The following is a 24712-nucleotide window of genomic DNA, read 5'->3' on the forward strand; positions in this document are numbered from 1 at the left end:
GCACGTCCGACCATGACTGATTCCCAGATTCTGATTCTGCTTGCCTTGACGCTTTTCGCCGTCTACAGGCAGTCGGTCCGCCACGAGGTTGTCGGCCGTACGCGTTTCAAATTGGCCATCATCTACGCTGTCGTGGGCGTTGTCGCGGGCGGATTCTATCTGCCGCCCGACGCGCTGTCGTGGCTGACGCTGGGTCTTAGCATACTGGCCAGCGTCGTCGTCGGTGTGGTGCGTGGAAGGCTGACGAGGCTCTACCTGGAACCCGACGGCCGCCTATACAGCCAGGGCACGGCGCTGACCATTTCGCTCTTTCTATTGCTGGTGATCGGCAAGTTCTCATTCGGCGCATGGCAGTACGTCCATCACGCCCACCCGCATGGCGGTTTTGGCGAAGTTCTGCTGATGATCGCGGCCATGGTGGCCATGCAGGCCCAGATCGTCTGGCGGCGCGCCCAGGCGCTTATGGAAGGCGATGTGGCCCGACGAACCGCTACGGAAGCAGCCTCTTGACGTCCATCGATCCGCGCCCGGCACGCAACTGGTTTGAGCAAGGCGGCGGCGACTATGCCCGATTCCGGCCGGAGTACCCTTCCGAACTGGCCGACTTTCTCGCTTCGATGGCCCCCGACTTGCGTCTGGCCGTCGATGTCGGATGCGGCAACGGACAGTTGACCCGTTCTCTCGCTTCATGCTTTGACCGAGTCGTAGGCCTGGACCCCAGCGCCGATCAGATCGCAAACGCCATCCCGAACGAGCGCATCACTTATCAGTGCGCTCCCGCTGAAAAACTGCCGATGCCTGACCATAGCGCAAGCCTGATCACTGCGGCTCAAGCGGCGCATTGGTTCGATCTGCACGCCTTTTACCAAGAGGTCCGGCGCGTCGGTATTGCCGGGGGCGTGCTTGCCTTGATCAGCTACGGCGTCCTGAGGCTGGAGCCCGATCTCGAGTGTCGTTTCCAGAGGTTCTACTGGGAAGAGATTGCTTCCTATTGGCCTGCGCAACGCAAACTCGTCGACGAAGGCTACGCAACCATGGACTTCCCCTTTGAAGAGTTCGAGGCGCCTTCAATGGAAATCCGCCTTGAATGGGACTCGAGTGAATTCCTCGGCTACCTTCTTACCTGGTCGGCGGTTCAACACGCCAGGGAAGCGGGGCGAATGGATGTGCTGAACCGATTTGCTGAAGACATTTCGGAGCTCTGGGGCGACGAACACCGCAGGCGGTCTGTTGCCTGGCCTATCAATATAAGAGTCGGCAGGTTGTGAGCGGCCTATAGGCCACCACTCTGGCCTTCCTGACCTCGCGCTCGCATACGCCGCGAACGACCTGATCGCACGCCTATCCATCGGCGTGCCTGAGCCGGCATGATTTCTTCAGTCTCGAAATGTTATGTTATAACATAACGTTTTCAAGGGATCGGAGAAGTTCAACATGAAAGTGCAAGCGGCCAGGTCGTATCGAAGGCGGAGTATCGGCATAGAGAAGCGGACGGGGTTGGCGGCTGCTGCGTTCTGCCTTGCTTGCAGCGTTCAAGCCGCCGAGGGCGGCGGGGACGTGAATGACACTGTCTTGGCTTCAGCGCCGGGCTCGCCCGCCGCCGACACTGACCACGGCCAATCGGTCAAGCTGAGCCCGATCGTGGTGACGGCGACGCGCAATGTCCAGCCTCGCGACGAAGTGCCGTCTTCGATGGAGGTGGTCGAAGGCGAGGTCCTGGAAGAGACCGTGGGCAATACTTTCCTCGACCAGCTCAAGAAAAACGCCAGCGTGGACGTCATCCAGTATCCGAACGGACTGGCGGGTGTCGGCCTGCGCGGCATGCGGCCGAACTTCGAGTTCACCATCAATCCACGGACCTTGATACTGATAGACGGTAGGCCGTCCGGCTCCACCAGCTTCACCACGCTGTCGCCGGAAAGCATAGAGCGCGTCGAAGTGTTGAAAGGGCCGGCGTCGTCGCTGTACGGCGCGTCGGCTATGGGCGGCGTAGTCAACATCATCACGCGCCGCTCCACCGGCCCCATAGGCGGCAGCGTCAGCCTGGGCTACGGCTCGTTCGATACGCGCCAGGCCGATGTGGCGCTGGGCGGCTCTTTGTCCGACAGGACGGACTTCGACCTGGCCGTCGGCTATGTGAATCAGAACGGCGAGTTCCGCACCGGCGGAGGCGACACGCGGCCCAACAGCGATTTCCGCCGCATATCGGGCAAGGCGCGATTGGGCAGCGACCTGACCGATATGGTAAGGGTGGACGTCACGCTGGACTGGGCGGACCTGAACAACAATGCGCCCGGCCCGCTCAGCTACGATCCGCCCAACGCATCGGCCAATGAAACCAGCCGTGTCGGGGGCGATGTCAGGTTGACGCTGACCCCGCGGGACCACGAGGTGACGGCGGTGGCCTATGCCTCGCGGGAGAACTACAACTACATCACCGTGCCGGCGCAGGCGCCGCGCTACCGATCCAGCCGCACCGAGTCGAGCTACATGGGCCTGCAGTTGCAGGACGTCTGGAGCCTGAGCGACAGCATGACGCTGACCTACGGCGTGGACTGGCAGCGTGTCGAGGCCGACCGTTTCTCCTTCGACGCCGCGGGCGAGAGCCTGGCGCCCTACAGCCCCAACGAGCGGCGCGACAGCCGAGGAATCTTTACCGAATGGGGCAGCAAGTGGCTGGACGATCGTCTGATCGTCACGCTGGGCGGCAGGCTGGACTGGATCGATGCCAGCACGCGCACCACGCCGTACAAGGACACCTTCACTCCGGGCTCGTCAAGCTTCACCAGTTTCAATCCGCGCGGCGGGGTGGTCTACAAATTGACGGACAGCTGGCGCGTCCATGGCTCGGCCGGTACGGCCTTCGCTCCGCCGCAAGGCAATGAACTGGCCGGCGAGAACGTGGAGTATGCGGGCGCCCAGCGGCGTGTCAGCGTCGGCAACGCCGGCCTGAGTCCCGAGCGCAACAAAAGCTGGGATCTGGGCGTGGGCTATGCCGACGACTACCTGGATGCCGACCTGACCTACTTCAATGCCCGCATCCGCGACCGCATCCGCTCGGTCATCGTCAGCGAAACGCCGACGGAGCGCATCAGCAGCTACGAGAATGCCGACGATTCCCGCATGCGCGGCATCGAGGCCAGGCTGGCGCTGGATGCGGGACGGCTGTTCGGCCTGCCCGCCAGCCGGGTCGGCCTGTCGGGCAGCCTGACACGGTTGATACAGGCGGAGGATTTCGATGCCGGCGGCGCTGTGCCGATACGCAACGTGGCCAAGTGGAAAGGCAATGTGTCGCTGACGGTCAGCGACGGCCAGGCATGGTGGGCGACGCTGACGGCGCGCCACGTGGACGTGCGCTACGACAACGACAACAGCCAGGGACGCATCTATACCGGCGGGCGGGGCGGAGTGTTCGAGAACGAACCCTTTACCGTGGTGGATTTCAGCGCCCGCTGGAAGATCACGCGCCATGACACGCTGCGCTTCGACGTCTCCAACCTGTTCGACCGCGACTACTACGAAAAGGCCGACTACACCATGCCGGGCCGCGCCTTCTACCTGCGCTACACGAGGGCTTTGTAACCATGGCATTGAAACTGATACTGGAGCAGGTCTCCCAATGGTTGTTTCAACCGGTGCTGGCATTGCTGGTGGCCCTGGTGATATGGACGCTGGTGGCACTGGGCATGTTTCTGCGCAGCCTGGCCGGTCGCCGGCGCGGGCAAAGGCCGGCGGTGAGCCGGTTCGCCCGATTGATCGACGCGGCGGCGGCCGACACGGCGCCCGATGCCGACATCCGCATTGAGCGCGTACTGGCCCAGGCCGAGCACAGCAGCTTGCGCAGCCTGAACACCGTGCGCTTCGCCGTGCGCGCCGGCCCTTCGCTGGGCCTGATGGGCACGCTGATCCCCATGGCGGCCGCATTGAGCGGGCTGGCGCGCGGCGACTTGCCGGCTTTGGCCGAGCATATGGTGGTGGCCTTCTCGGCCACCATCGTCGGCATTGCCATCGGCGTCGTGATGCACGTGATCGCGATGGTGCGCGAGGGATGGCAACGCCAGGATCTCGACGACATCCGCCTGCATGCCGAGCGCGCGCTGCGGGCCCAGGAGGCCGGCGCGCCGAAGGCGGCCGCATGAAATCGCGCCTGCGCTTTACCCGGTCTCGACTGGACATCAGTCGCCACGACGACCCATTGGCCGGCGTTGCCAATCTCTTCGATGCCAGCCTGGCTTTCATCGTGGCGATGGCGCTGGCGCTGTTTTCCGTGCTGGGTTCGACCGATATGCTCAGCGCCGACGCCAGCTGGACACTGACACGCACGACTGCCGACGGCGAGCTGGAAGTCGTCAGCAAGGAGCAGCAGCAGATCAAGGTCGAGCGCGTATCCGACCGCAAGCTGTCGGGGCAGGGCGAGCGGCTGGGCACGGCCTACCGCCTGCAGGGCGGCCAGGTCGTGTACGTGCCCGAACAAGAAGGCGAGAAACCCTGATATGGATCGACATATGAGCGCCCATGGCTTGAACGTGCGGGACCGTACGCGGCTCCGGTGCCGCCTGCCGGATTGGCGCACGGGCATAAGGCTGTGCGTGATGTGCCTGCTATGGCCCTTATGCTTCTGGCCCGCGGGGGCGGATGCGGCCCAGGGGTCTCGCCCGCGCATCGCCGTCATTTCCATAGAGCTGGCGCAGCAGCCCACCTTGATGCGCGAGGCGGCGGCGCGCCAGGCGCCCGCCATGCGGATCGACCTGTTCGGGCTGGGGGGCGGGCATCTGCCCACGCTGGAAGGCGTCGAGCTGGAAGGCTACGATCTCATCGTCGTCGAAGGCATAGGCCCTCGATTGGCCTCGTACCGTCCGCGCCTGGATGAAGCAGCGCGGCATACGAAAGTGCTGGTGCTGAACGGACATGAATGGGTGCGCGGCAATGTGGAGCCCGCTTCGGTGCCCGACGCCATCAAGTACTGGCGCAACGCCACGGCCGACAACTACACGCATCTGTTCGACTATCTGGGCGCGCGCCTGCTGGGTCTGGAGCGGCCCGTTGCCGCGCCGGTCGAATACGCCGAGCATGCTTATTACCATCCTGGCCATGCCGGGGGCTTTGCCGACCTGCAGGCCTATCTGGACTGGATGGGACAACGCCACGCCGATGCTGCCGAACGCCCGCGCGTGGGCATCGTGTTCTACCGCAGCCTGGCGCTGGCGGACAACACTGCCGTAATCGATGCGTTGATCGAGGAAACCGAGAGCCAGGGCGGGCTGCCCGTGGCGCTGTGGCGCAGCGGCAGCCGCGACTCGCTGCGCGGCCTGCATGACCGGGACGGCCGGCCGGCGGTCGACGTCCTGATCCTGTGCGCCAGCCAGATCGACTACGCTGACCATCGCGCCGGCGTGGCGGAGGCCAAAGCGCTTGGCGTGGCCGTGCTGAACTGCACGACGGACTACTCCCGCACGCCGGAGCAATGGCGCGCCGATCCGGGCGGCTTCGCACCCGACCGCAGCGGCCAGCTGGCCATGAGCGAGGCCAGCGGCATCGTGGAACCTATGATGGTCGGCGCCAACGTGGCGCATGGCGACGGTGCGGTCCGGCACCAGGCGCTGCCCGAACAGGTGGCCTGGCGCGTGGAGCGGGCCATGTCCTGGGCGCGCCTGCATCGCATGGCCAATGCCGACAAGCGCCTGGTGATCGCCTATCACAGCGAGGCGGCCGACCGCGCCGACGTCGGCAGCGACCCGGACACCTATCTGGACGCCCAGGCCAGCCTGGCGGCGCTGCTGCGCCGGCTCAGGGACGAAGGCTATGACGTAGGCAAAAGCCCCTTGCCCGATGCGCAGGAGCTGGCGCGACGCATGGCGCGCGACGGCGCCAATGTCAGCGCGGGGATGTGGGGCGCCGCGGATCATCGGGGCGCCGACGACGCGCAGGCGGCCAACGCGCAGGTCGAGCTGGACCGGCGCCTGAAAGAGGGCGGCGCCGTGGCCATACCCCAGGCGCAGTACCTGGAGTGGTATGCGCAATTGCCGAAGGCGCTGCGCGAGCAGACCGAGGCGCGCTGGGGGCCGCCCCCGGGCAGGCTGATGGTCCACGTCGACCAGGATGGCGCTCGTTCCATCGTCATCCCCTTGCTGCGCTTCGGCAAGGTGGCGCTGGCCCCGCATCCGGTCTGGGGCTATCTGCAGGATGCGTCCGCCTTGTCATCCACGGGCGCCTTGCCGCCGCATCACCAGTACATCGCGTTCTATCTTTGGATGGCGCGGGGCTGGCAGGCCGACGCCTACCTGCCTGTCTTCACTCAACTTTCACTGATGCCGGGCAAGCAGCAGGGGCCCGCGCGCGACGATTGGGTAGGAATTTTGATAGGCGCGCTGCCCCATATACAGCCCACCCCATTGCAGGCCAACGGCGGCATCGGCAACAAGCGGCGCGCCAATGCCGTGACACTGGGTTTCATGCCGCCGCTGAGGCGGGGCGGCCTGCCGCCGGCGCTGGCGGGGCTGCGGGATGATTTGGCCTTGGCGTCGGATGGGACGACGTCCAGCGCGGACCGGGAGGCCGCCCGGCAGGCCGTGCGTAAAGCCGCCTCGGCCCACGAGCGGGAACTGGGCGTCGACCCCGCATCGGCGCGGTGGCCCGAGCTGGAAGCTGCGCTTGGCGATTATCTCGACGAGGTGGCCGACGCCGTCATGCCGGTGGGCGGACACGTGCTGGGCCGGGCGCCTGACGAGGACACGACCGTCGGCATGGTGCATGCCATGCTGGCGGGCGACGGCCACGATGCGCCGGATGAAGACACCGTGCGTGCGGTGTTGCGGGGCGATGCCGCCGGGGTGGAGTCCGGCCAGTTGGCGCGCATTCGCGACTATGCGGCCCGCGTCGCCGCCGCGCCCCGCGAAATGGACGCCGTGCTGCAAGCTTTGTCGGGCGGGTACATCGAACCGGGGCCCATGGCGGACGCGGTGCGCAATCCCGACGCCCTGCCGCCGGGACGCAATCCCTATACGCTGGCCACGCGCAGCCTGCCGACGCGCGAATCCTGGGAGATCGGCGCCCGCCTCGCCGACGAGTTGATCGATGCCTACCGGCAAGAGCACGGCGGCACGCCGCGCAAGGTCGCCTTCGTACTGTGGTCGGGCGAATCCACACAGAACGAGGCCGCGATGGAAGCCCAGATACTGCGCCTTCTGGGCGCTCGCCCGGTCTGGAACCCGCGCGGCGAAGTCGTCGACGTGGCGCTGGACGACCGCGCGACCCTTGGGCGGCCGCGAGTCGATGTGCTGGTGACGACCTCGGGCACCTATCGCGATCATTTCCGCGACAAGATCGCCATGCTGGCCAAGGCGGCGAGGCTGGCCGCGCAGGCGCGCGAAGACGACAACCCCGTCTATCTGCACAGCCAGGCGCAAGCCAGGCGACTGCGCGCCGGCGGCGTGGACGCCGATATCGCCGAGCAACGTTCTGTGCGGCGGGTCTACTCGACCGCGCCGGGCGCCTATTCGCCTTCGACACAGTTCGCCATCCGTGCGGGTGCGGAATGGGACGATGCCCGTCTATCGAAGCTATACACGGACAGGCTGGGCCACGCCTACGGCGAAAACGAAGACGGCGCGGCCGACGCCGAGGGCTTCGTCGATCAGTTGTCTTCCGTCGAAGCGGCCGTTTTCAGCCGCAGTTCAAATACCTATGGCCTGCTGGACACCAGCATGCCGGCCGCCTACCTCGGCGGCATCGGCATGGCGGTGCGCGAGCATACCGGGCGCCAGGTGAGCAACTACGTGGCCGACCTGAAAGCTTCGCCGACCGGCCAGGCGCACCTGGAACCCCTTGCCCGCAGCTTCGGGCGGGAATTGCAGTCGCGCTACTTCAATCCAGAGTGGATACGAGCCATGCAGGAAAGCGGCTACAACGGCGCGCGCTACATGGCCGACCTGCCTGCGCACATGCTGCTGTGGGACGTCACGACGCCGGCACTCGTCGCCGACGCCGACTGGGCCGAGGTCAAGGCGGTCTATGTGGATGACAAATACGGCATGGACATGGACGCCTACTTCGAGCAGCACAATCCGCATGCGCGCCAGCATCTGCTCGAAACGCTGCTGGACGCCGTCGAACGCGGCGCCTGGCAGGCGAACGAGGCCGATCGCGAACAACTGGAGCAGGCGCTGGCCCAAAGCGTGGAGCGGCACGGGTCGGATTGCGCATTGCCTTCGTGCAGGGCAGCGGAGCTTGTGAAGATGGAGCAGCCCGCCCCGGCCGCAGCACCTGCCGTGGCGGCGCCGAGCGCCACGGCGGGTGCCGCCGAGCCATCGCCTTCGGCGGCAAACGTGGAAGGCTATGTGCTGGAGCCGCGTGCCGCCGCAGCGGTTCAGCCAGTGCAACGAGGGCTTTGGCTGTGGCTGCTGGTGGCGGCGTTGTTGATGGCGGGCTGGTTGCGTCGGCCTCGCTGGTAGGCTGCGCTCTGGTCCGGCGCGGCTGGATCCGTGGTGGCTGGGCGCAATCGTAGAATGGGCAAAGAGGCGTACTGAACGGTCGAAAGACAGGGCGAGGCAATTGCTAGAATGGCAACCATTGCCGAACCGACTCTCTTATCAATGGCCAACATCAATCCGACGGAGGCATCCAAGTCGTTTTTCCGCATCGACCTACGATGTCTCATCCTGTGCTTGTGTCTGTTCTTCGTATTTCTGGCACTGGCCAACAGCCTTCATGCCGCATACAAGGTGCAGCATGGCCTGCTGCTCAGGCATAGCTTCGACACGAACCGCGCCTATGCTGAGAAGCTTGCGCACGCGACGGATTCCTTCCTTGAATCATCCGCCCAGGCACTGCAGGCCGCCGCGTTGGACATTACTGAAACTCGGCTCGATCCTGCCGCCATACAAAATGAGTTCGACCAGCTTGCCAGTATTACCGATGCCTTCGACGCAATCATTGCCGTCGACCTATCGGGCAAGATCATCGCCGCCAAACCAAGAAGCGCTTTCTTGAACGCCTTTCTGGAGGCGCCACAAGCGAGAGAGCTGCTCAACGCGAAAGAAGCCACGGCGATAAGCGGCGCTTTCAAAGGGCCGAGCGGCCGCTGGATGAGTATCGTCGCGCAGCCGATTTTCTCGCCGGATGGCGGCTATGCGGGGTTTATAGGCGGCACGGTGCTCTTGCAAAGCGGCAGTGCATTGCAAAGCGCTCTGACCAGGTTGCACTATCAGGAGGGCGCTTACTTCTACATCGTGGATGCAGAGAGAAGGATTGTCTATCATCCGACACAAGATCTCATTGGCTCCCGGTCGGAAGACATAGAATCCGCGCCGGTAGTGCCGCTTGGCGGAAGGGCAACACAATACCTGAGCGGCGTCGAGTCCGATGGCCAGCTCATCAGCTACGCGCCGATACCGTTCGCGGACTGGGGCGTCGTAGCCCAACGGCCGATCAAGCTGGCGTTATCCAACATTGGTGAACTGTTTTGGCGGACTTTTTATTATTCATTGCCGATATTCATCATCAGCTTGCTGGCCATCTGGTGGCTGTCGCGACTCATTGCGAATCCTTTGCGCCAGTTGGCCGAGGTTGCGGCCAATTTGGACAATCGCGCCAACTTCTTGCGCATCCGTTTTATCAAAGGCTGGTACCTCGAAGCGGCCATGATTCGGGAAGGCCTGATGCAGAGTTTTTCGGCGATCGGCAACCGGATGCGCAAACTCCACCGTGAAGGAACAACGGATCCGCTTACCGGTGTCGTCAACCGCAGAGGCCTGGAAACGGCCATTGAGGAACTGATGGAGACGGCGCGGGATGTGGCCGTAGTGATGATAGACGTCGATCACTTCAAAGCGGTCAATGACAAATTTGGCCATGCCGTTGGCGATGAAGTTCTGAAGGCCATTACCGGCTTGATTATGGCCGAAGCACGGAACGAAGACGTAGTAGCACGCATGGGCGGTGAAGAATTCGTCGCCTTATTACCTGAAACGGGACTCGAGTCGGCAAGGCATTTTGCGGAACGACTGCGATCCACCATAGAGCAGGCTCGCTTTGACGTCGTCGGAAATGTGACCATTTCTCTCGGCGTCGCTTGTTATCCTGCGCATGGAGACGACCTTCGCGGCGCGCTGGCTATGGCAGATGCTGCGCTTTACCGGGCAAAGGCGGTCGGGCGCAATCGCGTGTTTCACGCCGCGGCGGTCGGCACCGATGACCGCTCCGCGCGGTCATGAATAGAATCGGCGCGCCCACCGGAGGCTCTCGTCCCAAGCCATCTCGCCGAAGACCGGTCCGAATGATCGATAGGGTTCCGATTGGCCGATGCTCTCCATGTCTTCGTCCTTCACATGGAAATCATGTGGCCGCAGCCGTCGTCCCAGCGCGTGATAGAGTTGAATATCGTGCGCGCCGTCAGCACCGGTTTCGCCAGTGACAGGTCGCGGCCCCAACTGGAAGATCACGCCATGCGGCGATTCATCGACCGTAATTGCTGTGGGCAGGCCGTCGATTATTGCTTTTGCTCCACCTAGCCATGTGAGGAACGGCTCGCCGACCCCGGTCAGCCAGTTGATGCCGCCGATCCAGTAATGATTGGGCTCCGTGTTGGGCCATTCGTCCGGAAAAGAATTGCGCGACGTCGCTGCAGCGAGATCGAGCGCCGGGTATTTTTCCGCAATGGGCGGTAACTCGTTGGCATCATAGGTTTCGCGCAGCGAGAGGCCATAACCGGCCATTAAGCTGTAATACGGAATTTTTTGCAAGGCGGCCTTGACGCGCTCGATGTCAAGGCGTCCGGCCCGCCAGTCTTGAAGCGGAATGCAGGCGTCGAGAGTGGTGGCACCCCCATAGACGAAATAGCGGAATGAGCAGGGCTTGCCGCCGGCCATCTCGCCGTCTTCGCGCCGGTCGATGAAATAGAACCCGGTCCAGATGCCGTGTTCGACATCGGAATAGACGGATTTCATATGTCTGAACGGTGTCCAGTCGCCGGGTCTGATTTTGTTGCCGCGGCGTGCCTTTGCCCCCGGCTTGTCCCACATGCGGATCCGATCGCAATGGTCCCGGAGAATCGGCGCGAAGCAGGCGAAGAGCTCCTCGAAGGCTTCGGTGTTGGTGTAAGGGTGTGCCTCTCGATAGGGAAAATAAGCGCAGAGGCGGAAGCAGGGAGCTACGGCGTCACCCAGCGTCCATGGTGGCGTGCCGTGTCCTTTGAAGATCGGATCGTTCTCCCACATTATTCCTGCTCTATCACGAGAGTTCGTTTGCGTAACGTCGCCTGATAAGGCCCCTGATAAATCGAAATTTGAAGCTCTGGCTCTTGCAGCATATCAAAATCCGAAGAGCCCGGGTGGCGCCTTTGAAGGCCATCGGCTTGCGGCTAGGCAGACTGACGTTGTGCAAACTCCGATGGTGATTGGCCAAACTGTTTCTTGAATGCCGTTGTATAGGCACTGTGGCTGTCATAACCGCTGTTCAATGCAACCTGAGTGATCGGTGCGCCTTGCATCAGTTGAGCAAGCGACGACATCAGGCGCAGCTGCTGGCGCCATTTGCCGAACGTCATGCCCGTGCTTTTGAGGAATCTGCGGTGAAAGGTTTTTTCGCCAATAGCTAATGTCGATGCCCAGTCTCCGGCTGTTGCATCGCGGCTTGGATCACCCATCAGGATGTGGCAGACATTTTGTATCTGTGCGTCCTGCGGCCAGGGCAGGTGAAATGGCAAAGGGGGTGGAGTACCGAGTTCTTCGAGCAGCAGCTCGCCCAACAAATGTGTACGGCGAGAGAGCGGTGCCGTGTAGTCCGTGCACGTCAACTCAGTAATGACCTCCCTGAGCAGCCCGGATACTTGCACGACGCAGTCCGTGGTGGGCAGCTTCGCGCAGATGTCCTGGCGAATAAATAGGCCGTGCGCCTGCAAGGTAACCGGGACGATCAGGCGATGAGCAACCGCCGGACGCAGCCATACGGCAGAGGTGGGTGGAACCAGCCATTGTCCGGTTTCCGCCTCAACGCGTAGCAGTCCCCGACTCGCGTAGATCAGATGGCCGTGTTGATGTTGGTGCATGGGTACGACATGCCCCTGCGGATAGTGCATGGCTACGCCCGTGACGGGCGGCTTCGATGCCGTCGCTGCATCTGGCTCGCATGGTTTAGCAGGCTGGACAGTGGATGAAACGTCCATATTTATTGGTTCTGTCTAAAAAGATAAAGAGAAAGTCTATTTTTATGTAGATAGACAAAACAAGCAAACCTAATATGACAAAGAAATTCTCAATCAGGACTCATTCGTCTTATGCCGCCGTTGGTTCGCCTTTCGTGCCTGCTACGACTACTGGCCTTTGGTCGGGGTCGGTACGCACTTGCTCGCGTCATGACCCATCCTGATTCCCCCTGACCCCGACCACAGTCAGCTTTCCTTGAGCCAGGGGAGTCAGGTGTTATTGACCCCCTGGAGTATTGCTATGCTGACTGACCCTTCTCGAAAATACCGTCCATTCCCGCCCGTCGATCTGGCGGACCGCCAATGGCCGTCGCGCACCTTGACGCAAGCCCCCGCCTGGCTGTCCACCGATTTGCGTGATGGCAATCAAGCCTTGTTCGAGCCGATGAACCGCGAGCGCAAGCTGCGTTTGTTTCACGAACTGGTACGTATCGGTTTCAAGGAAATTGAGGTGGGGTTTCCGTCGGCGTCACGTACCGACTTCGACATCGTGCGTCATTTGATTGACGATGATCAGATTCCCGCAGATGTGACGCCCATGGTCATTACACAGTTGCGCGAAGATTTGATCGAGGAAACCGTACGTAGCGTAGCCGGTGCCCGGCGCGTGATTGTGCATTTCTACAATGCCATCGCACCTGCTTGGCGGGAAATCGTTTTCCAAATGAGCGTGCCGCAGATCATCGAGATGGTTGAGCATCACATCGCTTTGTTCAAGCGGCTGACGGCAGCTCACCCGCAAACGCAATGGGTGCTTCAGTACTCTCCCGAAACCTTTTGCATGGCCGAACTGGATGTGTCCCTGGCTGTGTGCAATGCCGCCATTCGAGCCTGGGATGCCGGGCCACAGCGACCCATGATTATCAATCTACCGACGACAGTGGAGGTTTCTACCCCTAATGTCTTTGCCGATCAGATTGAATGGATGGATCGGCGATTGGAGCGGCGAGAGCATGTTGTGCTGTCCGTACACCCTCATAATGACCGAGGCACAGGCGTTGCCTGCGCCGAGCAAGCCTTGTTGGCCGGTGCCCAGCGGGTGGAGGGATGCTTGTTTGGCAATGGGGAACGCAGCGGCAACCTGGATGTCGTGACCTTGGCGCTGAATCTGTATACACAGGGCATTGCTCCAGGGCTGGATTTTTCGGATATTGCAGCCGTTGCGCGTGTTGCCGAGGAATGCACGGCGCTGCCTATCCATCCTCGCCATCCCTATGTCGGGGACTTGGTATTTACGGCTTTCTCGGGCTCCCATCAGGATGCCATCGCCAAAGGCTTTGCCGCGCAACAAGCTGACGCACTCTGGCGCGTACCGTATCTGCCGGTCGACCCACAAGACCTTGGCCGCACCTATGACAGCATCGTGCGCGTCAACAGCCAGTCGGGCAAAGGCGGGATCGCATTCTTGCTGCAGCGAGATCACGGTATCGTCATGCCGCGCCGCATGCAGGTCGAGTTCAGCGCCATTGTCCAGGCATTGGCTGACGACAGCGAAACTGAACTGAGCAGCGAGCAGATATGGGAAGTGTTTGAGCGCACCTATTTGATGCCGGTACGCGAGCAATCCGGTTTTATCTATCGTACTCACCGATTGTCAGAACATGCAGACGGTCAAGGCATCGAACTGGATTTAATCGGCGTCGGTGGCGAGCAGGCACATTTCCAAGGTGTTGGAAATGGCCCGATCGCTGCGACGGTGGCCGCGTTGGGATTGCCCCTGCGTATCGACAGCTATGAAGAGCGTAGCTTGGGCGCGGGGGCAGATGCCATGGCATTGGCTATTGTGGAGGCCGCATGGCCGGGCGTGCCTGGTTCGCGCTTCGGCGTGGGGCGGCATTCAAATATTGCTACGGCTTCGGTGCTGGCAGTATTGAGTGCAGCAGCCCGGTTCTCGGAAGCGACCGCTGATGCTGGTTAGGCCCGTGTCTGGCTGAACTCTTGTCCATCGCGCCTGACCCTATGTTTGGCGCGTGTTCCAACGCTACCTGAACGAGCGGCTTCCCTTCGGCGAGGCTCGCTGTCCCCCTTCGTGTTCCCCAAGATTTCATGGGACAGATTAGGGGAACGCCCTGGGGAACAAAAACCCTGGGATTCAACGAAACAACGTGGGAAGTGATGAGACAGATTTCCTTCGCAAGCCCTTGTTTCTTAGAGAAAGCGGGATGCGATGAAACCAGGTGGGAAGAAGGGATGGTGGCTGGGGCTCCATCCCAAAAGGGATGTAAACCAGCATAAACATTGAGCCTTTTCAAAAGTGGTTGATGTCGAGGGAACAGTTTAGGGAACAAGGCTGCGGCAAGCAAGTTGCGGTGCGCTGAATTCAGGCTGGGTGCTCGGCCTGAACAACGATACGCACGCCCAGCGCCTTGCATACTTTGGCGATCGTATCGAAGCGTGGACTGGCGTCGGCTCGTAGGGCCTTGTAAAGAGATTCGCGGCCAATACCAGCAGCCTCCGCAATTTGCGTCATGCCTCGCGCGCGAGCGGCCACACCCAGCGCATGGGCGAGTTCGCCGGAGTCGCCTTCCGCGATGATCTGGGTCAAGTAGGCGGCAATGTCTTCATCGTCGCGCAGGTAGCGCGCAGGATCGAAGGCGGGGAGGTCAGAGACCTTGATTGTCTTCTTGCTCATGATTGGCTTTCCTCGTCGTATCTCAGGGTGCGGGCCAATTCTTTGGCCCGCTTGATGTCGCGGCTTTGTGTGGCTTTGCTGCCACCTCCCAACATGACGATCAGCACATCACCCTGTTCGATGTAGTACATGCGCCAGCCAGGGCCGAAGAACTCGCGCATCTCACTGACTCCTTCGTCGACGGGTTCTACATCGCAGCGATGTATAGCCAAGCTTCCAGCAAATCGTTGTTCGCGCTAGCAGTGCGCCGAATCCGATAGATGCTTATTTGGGGACTTTGCGTGCAGCCAGTGCGTCACGGCCCTGCCGCTTAATAGCTTCCATATCGACGTCCTTGACGCGTCCTGCTTCGATATCAGACATGCCCTGGGCGATGTCGGCCTTGAGCTTGACGAGGCTCGACTCTCGGGTCGCTTGATAGGCTTCAAAGAGACGCAGTGCTTCGCGGATCACCTCGCTGGCCGAGCCGTACATGCCGGAGGCAACATGTTGCCTGACGCGATTTTCCATCTCGATGGGCAAGGATATGTTCAAAGACATATGGATCTCTAATGGCAAAAAATGTCAGAGATTGTCATTATACTAGCTTCTCTGCCTGCAACTGCTGCGCAAGCGTGGTTCTTGTCTATAGCGTTGATGTCCCCGCTAGTGGAGGAAGATAGACGGTAGCTGGATGGTTGGACAGAGCGAGCAGGCTCGCCGAGACCCACGTCAGCACGAGTCGGTATACAGTGGGGGGTGGATTAATTGCGCACGCAGATCAGGCAGTGTTGTCGCACGGCTTTGCCAATCAGCTGTATTTATTTGCAACATGGGCGATAATCCTTCTATGGCTAGCGGAGATCACTTAAAGGCGTTACTGAAGTCCCACATTGATGGGGACGACAGGCATTTCTACGCCATTGCTATGCAACTGGCTGCGCATGAGGCCAAGCAAGGCCATGTCCGCTTGGCTGAGGAGTTGCGCAAACTGATCGATGCGGCCAAGGCCCGGCGCAACGCTGAAGTTCACGGGCTACCCATTCCTATCACCAAGCCGCGTGGTGAGCTGGCTTCTTTGTTACAGGTCAGCTACCCAAAGAATCGGCTGGCGGACATGGTTCTGGATAGCGGGGTGGCAGATAGTTTGCGGCAAGTGATCAAGGAGCAACGCTACTTTGCCAAGTTGCGGGATCATGGCCTGCATCCCAGAAGAAAAGTACTGTTGGTCGGGCCGCCAGGAACAGGCAAGACGCTGACAGCTGCCACGCTGGCGGGCGAGTTGGGCATACCCCTCTTCATGGTGCGTTTGGAGGTATTGATCACCAAGTATATGGGTGAGACGGCTGCTAAGCTGCGCCAGATATTCGATGCGCTGACATCGGTGCGGGGCGTTTACCTTTTTGACGAGTTTGATGCGATTGGCAGCCAACGCGGATTGGCGAATGATGTGGGTGAGGCCAGACGTATATTGAATAGTTTCCTGATGATGATTGAGCAGGACGATTCCAGTAGCTTAATCATCGCGGCGACTAATCATCCAGAAATCCTGGATTACGCCCTGTTCCGACGTTTTGATGACGTGATCGAGTATCACCTTCCCGATACAGAGCAGATACGCCAAGTGCTGCGCATGAGGTTGGGTCGATTTGCGCCCAAGCGGCCGCGTTGGGCGAGTTTGGTTGAATCGGCACAAGGGCTAAGTCATGCTGACATTGCTCGTGCCGTTCATGACGCGATCAAGGACGCCGTCATGCATGATGCCGAGTCCATTGATCAGGCGGCGCTAAAACAGTTTCTCATTAACCGTCAAAGTATGCGTGATCGGGGCCACCGATCGACGCTCGGCGCATAGCTTTTAACCCGCGTTTATGGCAGAAAATAACGATAATCGGCGCCGTCATTTATTTCCCAAGCAGTCGCCCACCACTGAGCGTTTTACCTCTCCCAGAACCGTCGTGAACAGGCGAAATGTGCCTGCGCAAGATCGTGCTGTCCATGGTCCTGCGCTATTGTCACAGCTGGCGCAAATTCAGGAGGCTGAGCAAGATACAATTGACGCATTTGCCCAAGCTGAGTTGGGTGGGGTGGGCATACAGATTGAGTTCTCCAGTTTTGTAGACGCAGAGCTGGTGGTTCAACAATTGGCTGATGAGCGTCGCGGCATCACGTTATCTAACGTGCGCGCTCAGCCTGACGGCAGCACTTTGGCAACGGTGTGGGTGCCGCAGGGCGCATTGACGGTTTTTGAGAACAAGGTGCACGCGTATATCGCTGGACGACCGCCGGGCACCAACGTCCGAGACTATCAGACGCTGATTGATGCGATCAAGAACATTCGCATCGCGACGTTTGCATCGCTTTGGACGGATGACGATGCAGTGCTGCCTGAAGATATCAACCAGTCCGTGTGGTGGGAGGCTTGGCTACCGAACGTACCGAAGCGTCAGTCTGTGCTTGACGATTTTAGGCAGGTGGCCAAGGGCCTTGGATTGCGGGCATCAGACCGGCAGGTCATCTTTCCCGAGCGTATCGTTGTGTTGGTGCAGGCCAGCCGAGCGCAACTTCACAACCCGATCGTCCTGAGTATGCTCGCCGAGATTCGACGAGCCCGTGATACGGCGGAATTTTTTAACGGCATGTCTGCCGTGGAGCAAGTCCCCTGGGTCGAGGATCTTGCGGCCCGGTTGGAGGTGCCTGATGACGCTGCACCGGTGGTGTGTTTGTTGGATACGGGCGTTAATCGTGGTCATCCACTATTGCAATATTCACTGCCTGACGAAAAAGTGCTAACCGTCGACCACAGTTGGGGTCGCCATGACGCACACGGCCATGGCACTGAGCTGGCGGGACTTGCTTTGTTCGGAGATTTGCAGGCGGCTTTGACACATGGGCATGCCGTGAACCTGACGCATCACCTCGAATCAGTCAAGATACTGAATTCGGGCAGCGGCAACGAAGATAAGGAGTTCGGTAGCTTGACCATAGACGCCGTGGCGCAGCCTGAGGTGCGCGATGCTCAGCGTTCCAGGGTGTTTTGCATGGCCGTGACATCGGAGACTGGACGTGACCGCGGACGTCCCTCGGCTTGGTCAGCCACGATAGACCGCTTGGCCTCCGATTGGATCAATGACGGCGAGACCTGTCGTTTATTCTGCATTTCGGCTGGCAACATTCAGGATAACGAGGCTTGGCTTAGATATCCAGCACCCTTTGCTGAGTCTGACTATGGGCTAGAGTCTCCGGGGCAAGCTTGGAATGCATTGACGATTGGCGCCTACACCGAAAAGCATCAGATTGATGAGGAAGATGCCCAGCACTACACGCCGGTCGCCCAACCAGGGCTGTTAAGCCCGTTCTCGAGTACCTCCGCTGGGTGGGATAAGGACTGGCCTTGGAAGCCAGATGTGGTTTTTGAAGGCGGCAATGCCGCTCGGGACGGTGTTGAGTTTGCATGCTATCTGCCCAGCCTCGCTTTATTGACGGCTCATTTCGAGCCCGCAGACCGGCTTCTGACCGTCTCGTGGGCAACAAGTGCGTCAACCGCGCTGGCGGCGCACATGGCCGGTACGATCATGGCCACCTATCCTACGCTGTGGCCCGAAACGGTACGCGCGTTGATGGTTCATTCTGCGCGATGGACGCCGTTGATGCTCGAACACTATCGCATCGGGTCCACGCCAAGCCGGCAGCATGTGAATCTGCTGCGCCATTGTGGGTATGGTGTTCCCGATCTTGAAAGGGCGCTGTGGAGTGTGAGTAATTCCTTGACGCTGCTTATTCAGGAGTCGATTCAGCCTTTCATCCGTATGGACGGAGAGAGCACCGTCAAAACCTGCGACATGCACTTGCATGATCTTCCGTGGCCTCGAGACATACTAGAAGCGCTGGGTGAAACGGAGGTGAGGATGCGTGTGACCTTGTCCTACTTTATTGAGCCAAATCCGGGTGAGCGAGGCTTCAAGGATAAGTATTCCTACCAGTCTCACGGGTTGCGATTTGACGTTCGAAGACGAACAGAAACAGAAGCTGGTTTTCGGGCACGTATCAATCGCCGTGCACGTGATGAAGAGTATGACGGCGCGGACGCGGATCAGGGGTGGATGCTAGGAGATTTGGCGCGTCGGCGTGGGTCGCTGCATTCGGACGTATGGGTGGGGTCTGCTGCGGATTTAGCCAATCGTGGTCAAATTGCCATATATCCTTCCACGGGATGGTGGAAAACGCGTCCGGGATTGCGTCGCTTCAATCAGAAAACGCGCTATGCACTCGCAGTGTCCATTGAAGCACCAGAAGTGGCACAAGATATCTACGCTGAAATTGAAACGCAAATAGCGGCGTCCATACCAATTGAGATTACGCTCTGATGGCCGGGGTGATTTTGCAAGCGGATACGCCGACAGACCTCATCGTCAAGCTGGTACAGCTAGATATTTCTGTGCCAGCCCGGGCCGAGGGGCGGACAAACCATCATACAGAGCGGTATTGCCTTGCGCATTTGATGGCGACATTACCCGAGGCGCGGCTTGCGTTTCCTTTGACGCTGACGCATTCAGATAAGCCCGATTTTCTACTCAATATGCCTACCGGTATGGTTGGGATTGAACATACGGAAGCTGTTTCTGAGAACGTGGCGCGGGCTGAATTTTTTCGGGAGAAAGGGCTGGGGCCGGACGTCTATTTTCCATTACGAGCTCGGCCGGGAGAGCCTCGCAAAACCGCCGTACAACTACGAAGCGAGATCAAGACCGATGCGCCCGGTCCAGGTTGGGTCGGCGATGCGCCACAGCGTGAATGGGCGGCAGCAATGGCACACAGCATTAAGGGGAAGATGTCCAAAGTGATGGCTGGTGGCTTCCGGCGCTATCCTGCGAATTGGTTGCTTGTCTATGATAATTGGCGAGTGCCGCCGTTTGATTACGCTGACGCCGTTCCCTACTTGGTTTCGTGTCTAAAGGAGCTAGACGTTTCTCGGGTGTTCGACGCGATCTTTATTCATGATGACTCGCAAATGTGTGAGTTTTCGGAGACACCGATCGTTCATACACTTGTCAAGCCGGCCCGAGGAAGTTAGTCATCATGACCGTACCATATATCACGGCTTCCCGGCCTATGCTTTCTTGCCTACGACGCTTTCCGTGTTACGAGCACTTGCTGCAGTTCTTCGCGAACTTGCGTGAGCAGTGCCTCGGCCTCGCGTGTGTCACCTGCGTAAGCCAGCGTCAGTAGGTGAACGTCCATGACCTCGCAAAGTTCGGCCAGCTTGTTCAACGTGGGGTTTTTCAGGTCGCGTTCCAGTGAGCTCATATAGGTGCGGCTGGACACGTCGGAGAACGCTTCCTGGCTTAAGCCACGCGCTTTCCTGGCGGTCTTTAACGCCTTCGACAATGAGTATCCTGCTGCCACCTATGGTTTCCCCTTAAAAACCAAGATGACAGCCTATTGCGCTCTATAGGGCTACAATCTATAGTGTTCATTTGCTGTGGTTGCATCGTTTCTGCCTCTATACTGGCTGCGACGGCACTGCGTCTGTCTGGTTGTGATGAGTGCGTTTTTGTCGTGCACGCCGTTGTGAAACACTGACGTGCGATGGTGGGTTCATATCTTTGCAAAGGAAGGGCGCCATGGCTCTGCTTACCGACGAGCAGCGTGTGCAACTGCTTCCCAATGGCCGTGCCCGTGCGGACGACCCCGCCTTTGATCCGCTGCCGATGGTGCGCCTTTTTACGCCGGATGCGCACGCCACGTGGTTGCTGGCGGCGCTGGATCCGGACGATGGCGATACCGCTTATGGCTTGATGGATGTGGGAATCGGCATGCCCGAGCTGGGCACGGTGCGCCTGTCCGATTTGTTCTCGATTGTGGGGCCGCACGAGCGTCCGGTCATGCGGGATCGGTATTTTGAGGCGACGCGGACGCTGTCGGTCTACACCCGGCTGGCCATCGACAACGGGTCCATCGTTGATTGAAGCGCAGGCTTTGCTTGGTGGGGACGTATGGATGTTACGTCGCCTGACCGTTCCGCCTACTTGGTATCTGCGGTAGTTGATTTAACCAGTTGCTTGGATGTGGCATTACGGCTCGGTCCGTAGGTGTTGGAGACGGAATGGCCTGCAAGCCGCTCCGCGACAGCGAGATTTTTCTTAAGCACGAACGATTGATCTAAGCGGTTGTGTCAAAAGGCATGCGTTTGGTCGGAGGATTTTTGTCTTGCGATCTGTAGAAGGTTGCGGATGCCCATATCAAAGTCGCTATCCGTGAATAGAGCCATTGATTTATCGCACACGATTTCGAGATCGGAGTTCTGGATCTTTAAACGTTTCGTAGCCAAGGCCAGCGCAAATTCCATGGCTGCTTCTCCTTGTGACTTTTTTCTAGCAGAGAAAATTTTTAATAGAAACTCTCGCATGAAAGCACTTTCTTCATGGGCGGCTGAGTAATTAAGTTCTGACGGATAGGCTTGCCTCAACAACGAGGCTTGGATTATTCCGTCGTTAAACCGATTGAAATTTTGAGGGTCTAGAATCACATGCTGGACCTTGTCTGAATTCAAGGCGTAATTGTCGTTCAGCTTTTTGTCTGTTCGTGCGCGTTCTAGGATTGCGCCGATGGTGGCTAACACCAGAGCCACATGCAGGCTCCCCTCCTCATATCCTTCGTGCCAAAAAAGGAAGTCTTTTCGCAGGCGGAGCGAAGGGCTCTCGGCCGCAGTGGGTAATAATGCTCTTTCGCCCAATCCAATGTGGACTTGGCGGTTGTGCCTGGGCTCAATGATCGGCTTTATGGAAGGATGCAGTTTTTGCAGATGCTCTTCGTTTCTTAAAGATGCCTGCATGGCAGAACCTGTTGCCAGACAATTCCAAACTTTAAAAAAGTTTGTTCCGTCCTTTGTATTGCGTAAATTGGAACTAAGAAAGGTTGACTCGCTTTGCGCCGCACAAACTTGTAGCCCGATCAGGTATGTTTTGCTGCCCTCGTGACATGCTCGCAAGTCTCTTGAAATGCCGAGCAACATGTGGCCTTGACCAACAACTGCTCCGACAATGAGCAAGCCTCTTTTGCTATCTAGAGAATCGAGTTTAGATTCGTATTCGTTGCTGCTATGTACGCCCCATGGCAACTCTGTTTTGAACTGTTTGAGATAGTTTTCGCATTTTTCAGCCATTTGGCGGCTGGATGGGTCGTCTTGGTAAATAATGCCTTGGATCGATGCGGGTACTTTAGATCGAATCTCTTTCTCAAGCCATTGCTGAAATATCTGGTTATCAACCAGCAACGTGCCATCTGCGTAAAATACTCGCCGTTTTCCATTCGGCATTGCTACATCAATATCCAGAAATGAAGAACCCCAGAATTGTTTCGCAAGATGCTTTACCGTTTCAATGGGGTGATGATCCCGAGAGAGGGTGATTTTTTTCAAGGGCATCTGTTCTTGCTGGAACCTCTCTCCTAAGGTGCGAAGACCCTTGGTGCCTAGTGTCGGTATCGCGCCATGTTCCGCCCAGTTCTCTGGTCTATCGAAAGTAAACATGGCGTTTTCACAGCCCTGTGCACCGTTGAATGTCAGTAAGGTCACGACGTCTTCATTCGTACATCTGGTCCTTTTTATCCATTCTCGTTCAAGCGACAAGGAAGACGAGGCCGAGATAATGCAGTAAGCCGTTTTTGGCATGGGCGAGTCAATCTTCTTTAACCCTTCGTGTGAGTGAAAACTCACTATCCTGGGAATTATGTTTGATTGAGTCAGGCGGATTAGCTCCCGCAACGCATACGCCACGCTGGAAATGCCCATCGTATCGATATAGATGGTTCTGAGGTTTTCACGCTTTCCCATTCTTACCAATAGCGTAAGCGCAAGAAACTCTACGACGTGACTCTCGGATAAGGCCTCCTCCGCGCGAATAAAATGGCTTGCACTATCACCGGAGGGCTTCTGGAAATGATAGCCAGGGGGCGCGGGTATGATTATCTTCTTCGATGAGAAGATATGGCGAATTCCGGCGTTGAGTAGGTTTTTCAGTACGCCTTGGTCACTCAATCTTCGAGTAATGAAGTCAACCGACGGTCTGCTTTGAATGGCCTTGGTTTTGACGCGTTTCTGGCTGGCGCCGATGGCGGCAGTATAAATGCCTGTCCTCGTGCCTAAGCGTTTTATAGCGACCTGTAGTGCAGCATCGTCTAGAATGCTCTTCACTTCTGTATCGTCGCCTTCAATGCTAAGTAAGATAATCGCGTCAGGATAAAGAACGTCTTGCGCCGCTTGTTTGACGGCTTCGGCGACATAAGTGGAGGGGGTTGATCCGGGGGCCTTGAAGAGAATCCGAAAGTCATAGCCGTCACAAACCCAAGGGAAAATGAACATCGCGTTCATGTCCTGTTCCCTCCTATCGGAATGACAATGGTGTAAGTAGTGCCAGGCAAATAGGGTTGCTGTGGTTTGTCGGAATACCAGTGCTGCGGTTCAAAGCCATTTGCCCGTGTGTTTAAAAAATCTTGGTATAGGAATGTTCTGCCAGTGCGAAGAGTCATAAACGCATTGAGCTTCTTCAACGAGTCGACCGAATATCCTAGTCCTTGTCCTACACCGTTCGTATCCTTTGTGGTGTTGCCAACAACAAAACATTCCCGGATAAACTCGAGTTCTTCTTCATAAGATAAACCGTCTATTGGGCGATTCCTTTTTTGAACGGCCCATCGATGGGCTAGGCCCGGTCCGGTGTCATAAACGGTGAGCTCTAAAAATCGGGTCGCGCTAAGTGATGTTGAACGGGATGCGGGCGGTTTTGCATAGCCGGTATGTACACGAGCTACTCTTTCTTCGTTGACTTCGGGTCGGATGCCGTATTTCCGTTGTTTTGCGGACGCTAGCGCCATATAGCGAGCAAGGTGGGGGTTGATATGTGTTTCCCCTTTCCTTTCTCGATACTCAACTGTTCGCGCAATGATGCCGCGTATATTGCCATTAACGTATGCATTGCCCCGTTCATCATTCCGGGCGTGTTCGTGTGTGTTCGAGAACAATTCGTAAATGACGGAGGCAATGAACTCTAATGTCTCGGGTGTAAGTCGACGTAAGGTTGTAGGTTCAAATGCAGCAATCATGTTGCGAACAAGATCGATGAAATCGCTGGGGCTTCGTAGTGAAATATCGTTATCTCGGCTGTATAGCGGCCCAATGTATTCGTTGACGGATCCATGAAAGCAACAGAGATGCACTCCTCTAGTGCCACTGGTGTCACGCAGGTTGTGCTGCTGCATGGCACGAATGACAGGAATCAGATAGCGTCGGGCTTCGTCTGTATGAGCGCTATAGTTTTGCGCGCCTTTGACGTGGTCCGCGAAATACAGCGCTGCGCTTCCATGGGGTTCTTTGGCGAGGCCCGCCAAGATGGTCGCTACCGGTAGCCCTGCAACTTGCAGCGTGCGTTGATTGTGGGTGCGCGACCATAGCGCGAGTAACTGAATAACAAGCCCAGTTACTCCAAATCCTACATCCGATGGTATTTTCAACGGCACTTGAAGAACGCCGGCATCGGGCAGGCCAAGCTTTTCGATAGAGCGAGAAACAACGTCCAGCGAGGCATTACGAGGAAGTCTTAGCATATGGCAAAAGGCGAAGTTGTCCTAGGACGCACCTGACGTACTGGAAATTACATAGGTTGAACACTGCTGTGGTTCAGTGTGAACTCTATCGGCGATAGTAACAAAATGAATTGGAAGCATGCGTTGATTAAGTTCTGCAAAATATGGGATCTACGGTCAACCGAGGGACCTCACGCGCATCTGCTCATACGTGATCGGTACTTTTGATGGCTCGAACGCTGTTAGCTTATGCGCGCCGTGGTCGGCAAGAACTCCATCATTGATTGACGCAAAGGTATGTATTTGGCCGGGCCGGACGA

The 24712-nt window shown here is 58.4% G+C and carries 20 protein-coding genes; 12 read left to right on the forward strand and 8 right to left on the reverse strand.

What is annotated here, in order from left to right:
• Positions 1-12 precede the first annotated feature (12 nt).
• The 7 genes from CSC67_RS21525 (at position 13) to CSC67_RS07005 (ending at position 10211) form a co-directional block, all read left to right on the forward strand.
• Positions 13-510 carry a hypothetical protein gene (locus CSC67_RS21525; RefSeq protein WP_118993767.1) on the forward strand — a complete coding sequence of 166 codons (498 nt, stop codon included), beginning with the start codon at positions 13-15 and terminating at the stop codon, positions 508-510.
• Positions 507-1268, forward strand: coding sequence for a class I SAM-dependent methyltransferase (locus CSC67_RS06980; RefSeq protein WP_245220152.1), 762 nt, complete (start codon positions 507-509; stop codon positions 1266-1268). Before CSC67_RS21525 ends, CSC67_RS06980 begins: the two co-directional genes overlap by 4 nt.
• Positions 1269-1557: 289 nt before the next feature.
• Entirely contained in the window at positions 1558-3582 is a 2025-nt protein-coding gene (locus tag CSC67_RS06985; RefSeq protein WP_209304278.1) for a TonB-dependent receptor, read from the forward strand.
• Positions 3583-3584: 2 nt separating this feature from the next.
• Positions 3585-4139: a MotA/TolQ/ExbB proton channel family protein gene (locus CSC67_RS06990; protein WP_118993769.1), complete on the forward strand. Its 555-nt coding sequence runs from the start codon at positions 3585-3587 to the stop codon at positions 4137-4139.
• Complete coding sequence (locus tag CSC67_RS06995; RefSeq protein ID WP_118993770.1) at positions 4136-4492, forward strand: DUF2149 domain-containing protein; 357 nt, start codon at positions 4136-4138, stop codon at positions 4490-4492. Before CSC67_RS06990 ends, CSC67_RS06995 begins: the two co-directional genes overlap by 4 nt.
• 13 nt (positions 4493-4505) lie before the next feature.
• A complete protein-coding gene (locus CSC67_RS07000) occupies positions 4506-8450 on the forward strand; it encodes a cobaltochelatase subunit CobN (RefSeq protein WP_167752785.1) in 3945 nt (1314 codons plus the stop codon).
• Between the two features lie 108 nt (positions 8451-8558).
• The gene (locus tag CSC67_RS07005) at positions 8559-10211 is read left to right on the forward strand and encodes a sensor domain-containing diguanylate cyclase (RefSeq protein ID WP_118993772.1); all 1653 of its coding nucleotides are present in this window, start codon (positions 8559-8561) and stop codon (positions 10209-10211) included.
• Here the strand turns inward: CSC67_RS07005 and CSC67_RS07010 are convergent.
• Both CSC67_RS07010 and CSC67_RS07015 read right to left on the reverse strand, forming a co-directional pair.
• On the reverse strand, positions 10206-11213 hold the full coding sequence (locus CSC67_RS07010; protein WP_118993773.1) for a type VI immunity family protein: 1008 nt from the start codon (positions 11211-11213) through the stop codon (positions 10206-10208). The two genes, CSC67_RS07005 and CSC67_RS07010, sit on opposite strands and share 6 nt — an antisense overlap.
• A 143-nt stretch (positions 11214-11356) precedes the next feature.
• Entirely contained in the window at positions 11357-12073 is a 717-nt protein-coding gene (locus tag CSC67_RS07015) for an AraC family transcriptional regulator (RefSeq protein ID WP_245220153.1), read from the reverse strand.
• Positions 12074-12440: 367 nt separating this feature from the next.
• Between CSC67_RS07015 and CSC67_RS07020 the strand changes: the two genes are divergently transcribed.
• Positions 12441-14117, forward strand: a complete 1677-nt coding sequence (locus tag CSC67_RS07020) for a 2-isopropylmalate synthase (protein ID WP_118993775.1) — start codon at positions 12441-12443, stop codon at positions 14115-14117.
• 402 nt (positions 14118-14519) lie between these two features.
• Here CSC67_RS07020 and CSC67_RS07025 read toward each other — a convergent pair whose 3' ends face one another.
• From CSC67_RS07025 to CSC67_RS07035, 3 genes are read right to left on the reverse strand one after another with little or no spacing between them, the layout of a single operon-like run.
• Positions 14520-14831, reverse strand: coding sequence for an addiction module antidote protein (locus CSC67_RS07025; protein ID WP_118993776.1), 312 nt, complete (start codon positions 14829-14831; stop codon positions 14520-14522).
• Positions 14828-15043, reverse strand: a complete 216-nt coding sequence (locus CSC67_RS07030) for a type II toxin-antitoxin system RelE/ParE family toxin (RefSeq protein ID WP_118993777.1) — start codon at positions 15041-15043, stop codon at positions 14828-14830. The genes CSC67_RS07025 and CSC67_RS07030 overlap by 4 nt, the downstream gene beginning before the upstream one ends.
• Before the next feature lie 52 nt (positions 15044-15095).
• Entirely contained in the window at positions 15096-15371 is a 276-nt protein-coding gene (locus CSC67_RS07035; RefSeq protein WP_118993778.1) for a type II toxin-antitoxin system ParD family antitoxin, read from the reverse strand.
• 289 nt (positions 15372-15660) lie between these two features.
• On the opposite strand from CSC67_RS07035, the gene CSC67_RS07040 reads away from it, so the two are divergent.
• The 3 genes from CSC67_RS07040 to CSC67_RS07050 are packed head-to-tail and all read left to right on the forward strand — an operon-like array spanning position 15661 to position 19884.
• Positions 15661-16665, forward strand: coding sequence for an AAA family ATPase (locus CSC67_RS07040; RefSeq protein ID WP_118993779.1), 1005 nt, complete (start codon positions 15661-15663; stop codon positions 16663-16665).
• A gap of 16 nt (positions 16666-16681) precedes the next feature.
• A complete protein-coding gene (locus CSC67_RS07045; RefSeq protein WP_209304279.1) occupies positions 16682-19177 on the forward strand; it encodes a S8 family peptidase in 2496 nt (831 codons plus the stop codon).
• On the forward strand, positions 19177-19884 hold the full coding sequence (locus CSC67_RS07050) for a hypothetical protein (protein WP_118993780.1): 708 nt from the start codon (positions 19177-19179) through the stop codon (positions 19882-19884). Before CSC67_RS07045 ends, CSC67_RS07050 begins: the two co-directional genes overlap by 1 nt.
• Before the next feature lie 50 nt (positions 19885-19934).
• Here the strand turns inward: CSC67_RS07050 and CSC67_RS07055 are convergent, their stop codons facing one another.
• Positions 19935-20216 (reverse strand): helix-turn-helix domain-containing protein, encoded by a 282-nt coding sequence (locus CSC67_RS07055; protein WP_118993781.1) that lies wholly within the window; start codon positions 20214-20216, stop codon positions 19935-19937.
• Between the two features lie 218 nt (positions 20217-20434).
• On the opposite strand from CSC67_RS07055, the gene CSC67_RS07060 reads away from it, so the two are divergent.
• Positions 20435-20779, forward strand: coding sequence for a DUF2958 domain-containing protein (locus tag CSC67_RS07060; RefSeq protein ID WP_118993782.1), 345 nt, complete (start codon positions 20435-20437; stop codon positions 20777-20779).
• A 206-nt stretch (positions 20780-20985) separates the two neighbouring features.
• On the opposite strand, the gene CSC67_RS07065 is transcribed toward CSC67_RS07060, so the two are convergent.
• Positions 20986-23181, reverse strand: a complete 2196-nt coding sequence (locus CSC67_RS07065; RefSeq protein ID WP_118993783.1) for a hypothetical protein — start codon at positions 23179-23181, stop codon at positions 20986-20988.
• The gene (locus tag CSC67_RS21195) at positions 23178-24413 is read right to left on the reverse strand and encodes a hypothetical protein (protein WP_135227436.1); all 1236 of its coding nucleotides are present in this window, start codon (positions 24411-24413) and stop codon (positions 23178-23180) included. The genes CSC67_RS07065 and CSC67_RS21195 overlap by 4 nt, the downstream gene beginning before the upstream one ends.
• Positions 24414-24712 lie beyond the last annotated feature (299 nt).

Source organism: Pusillimonas caeni, from assembly GCF_003545815.1.
Taxonomy (GTDB): Bacteria; Pseudomonadota; Gammaproteobacteria; order Burkholderiales; family Burkholderiaceae_B; genus Pusillimonas; species Pusillimonas caeni.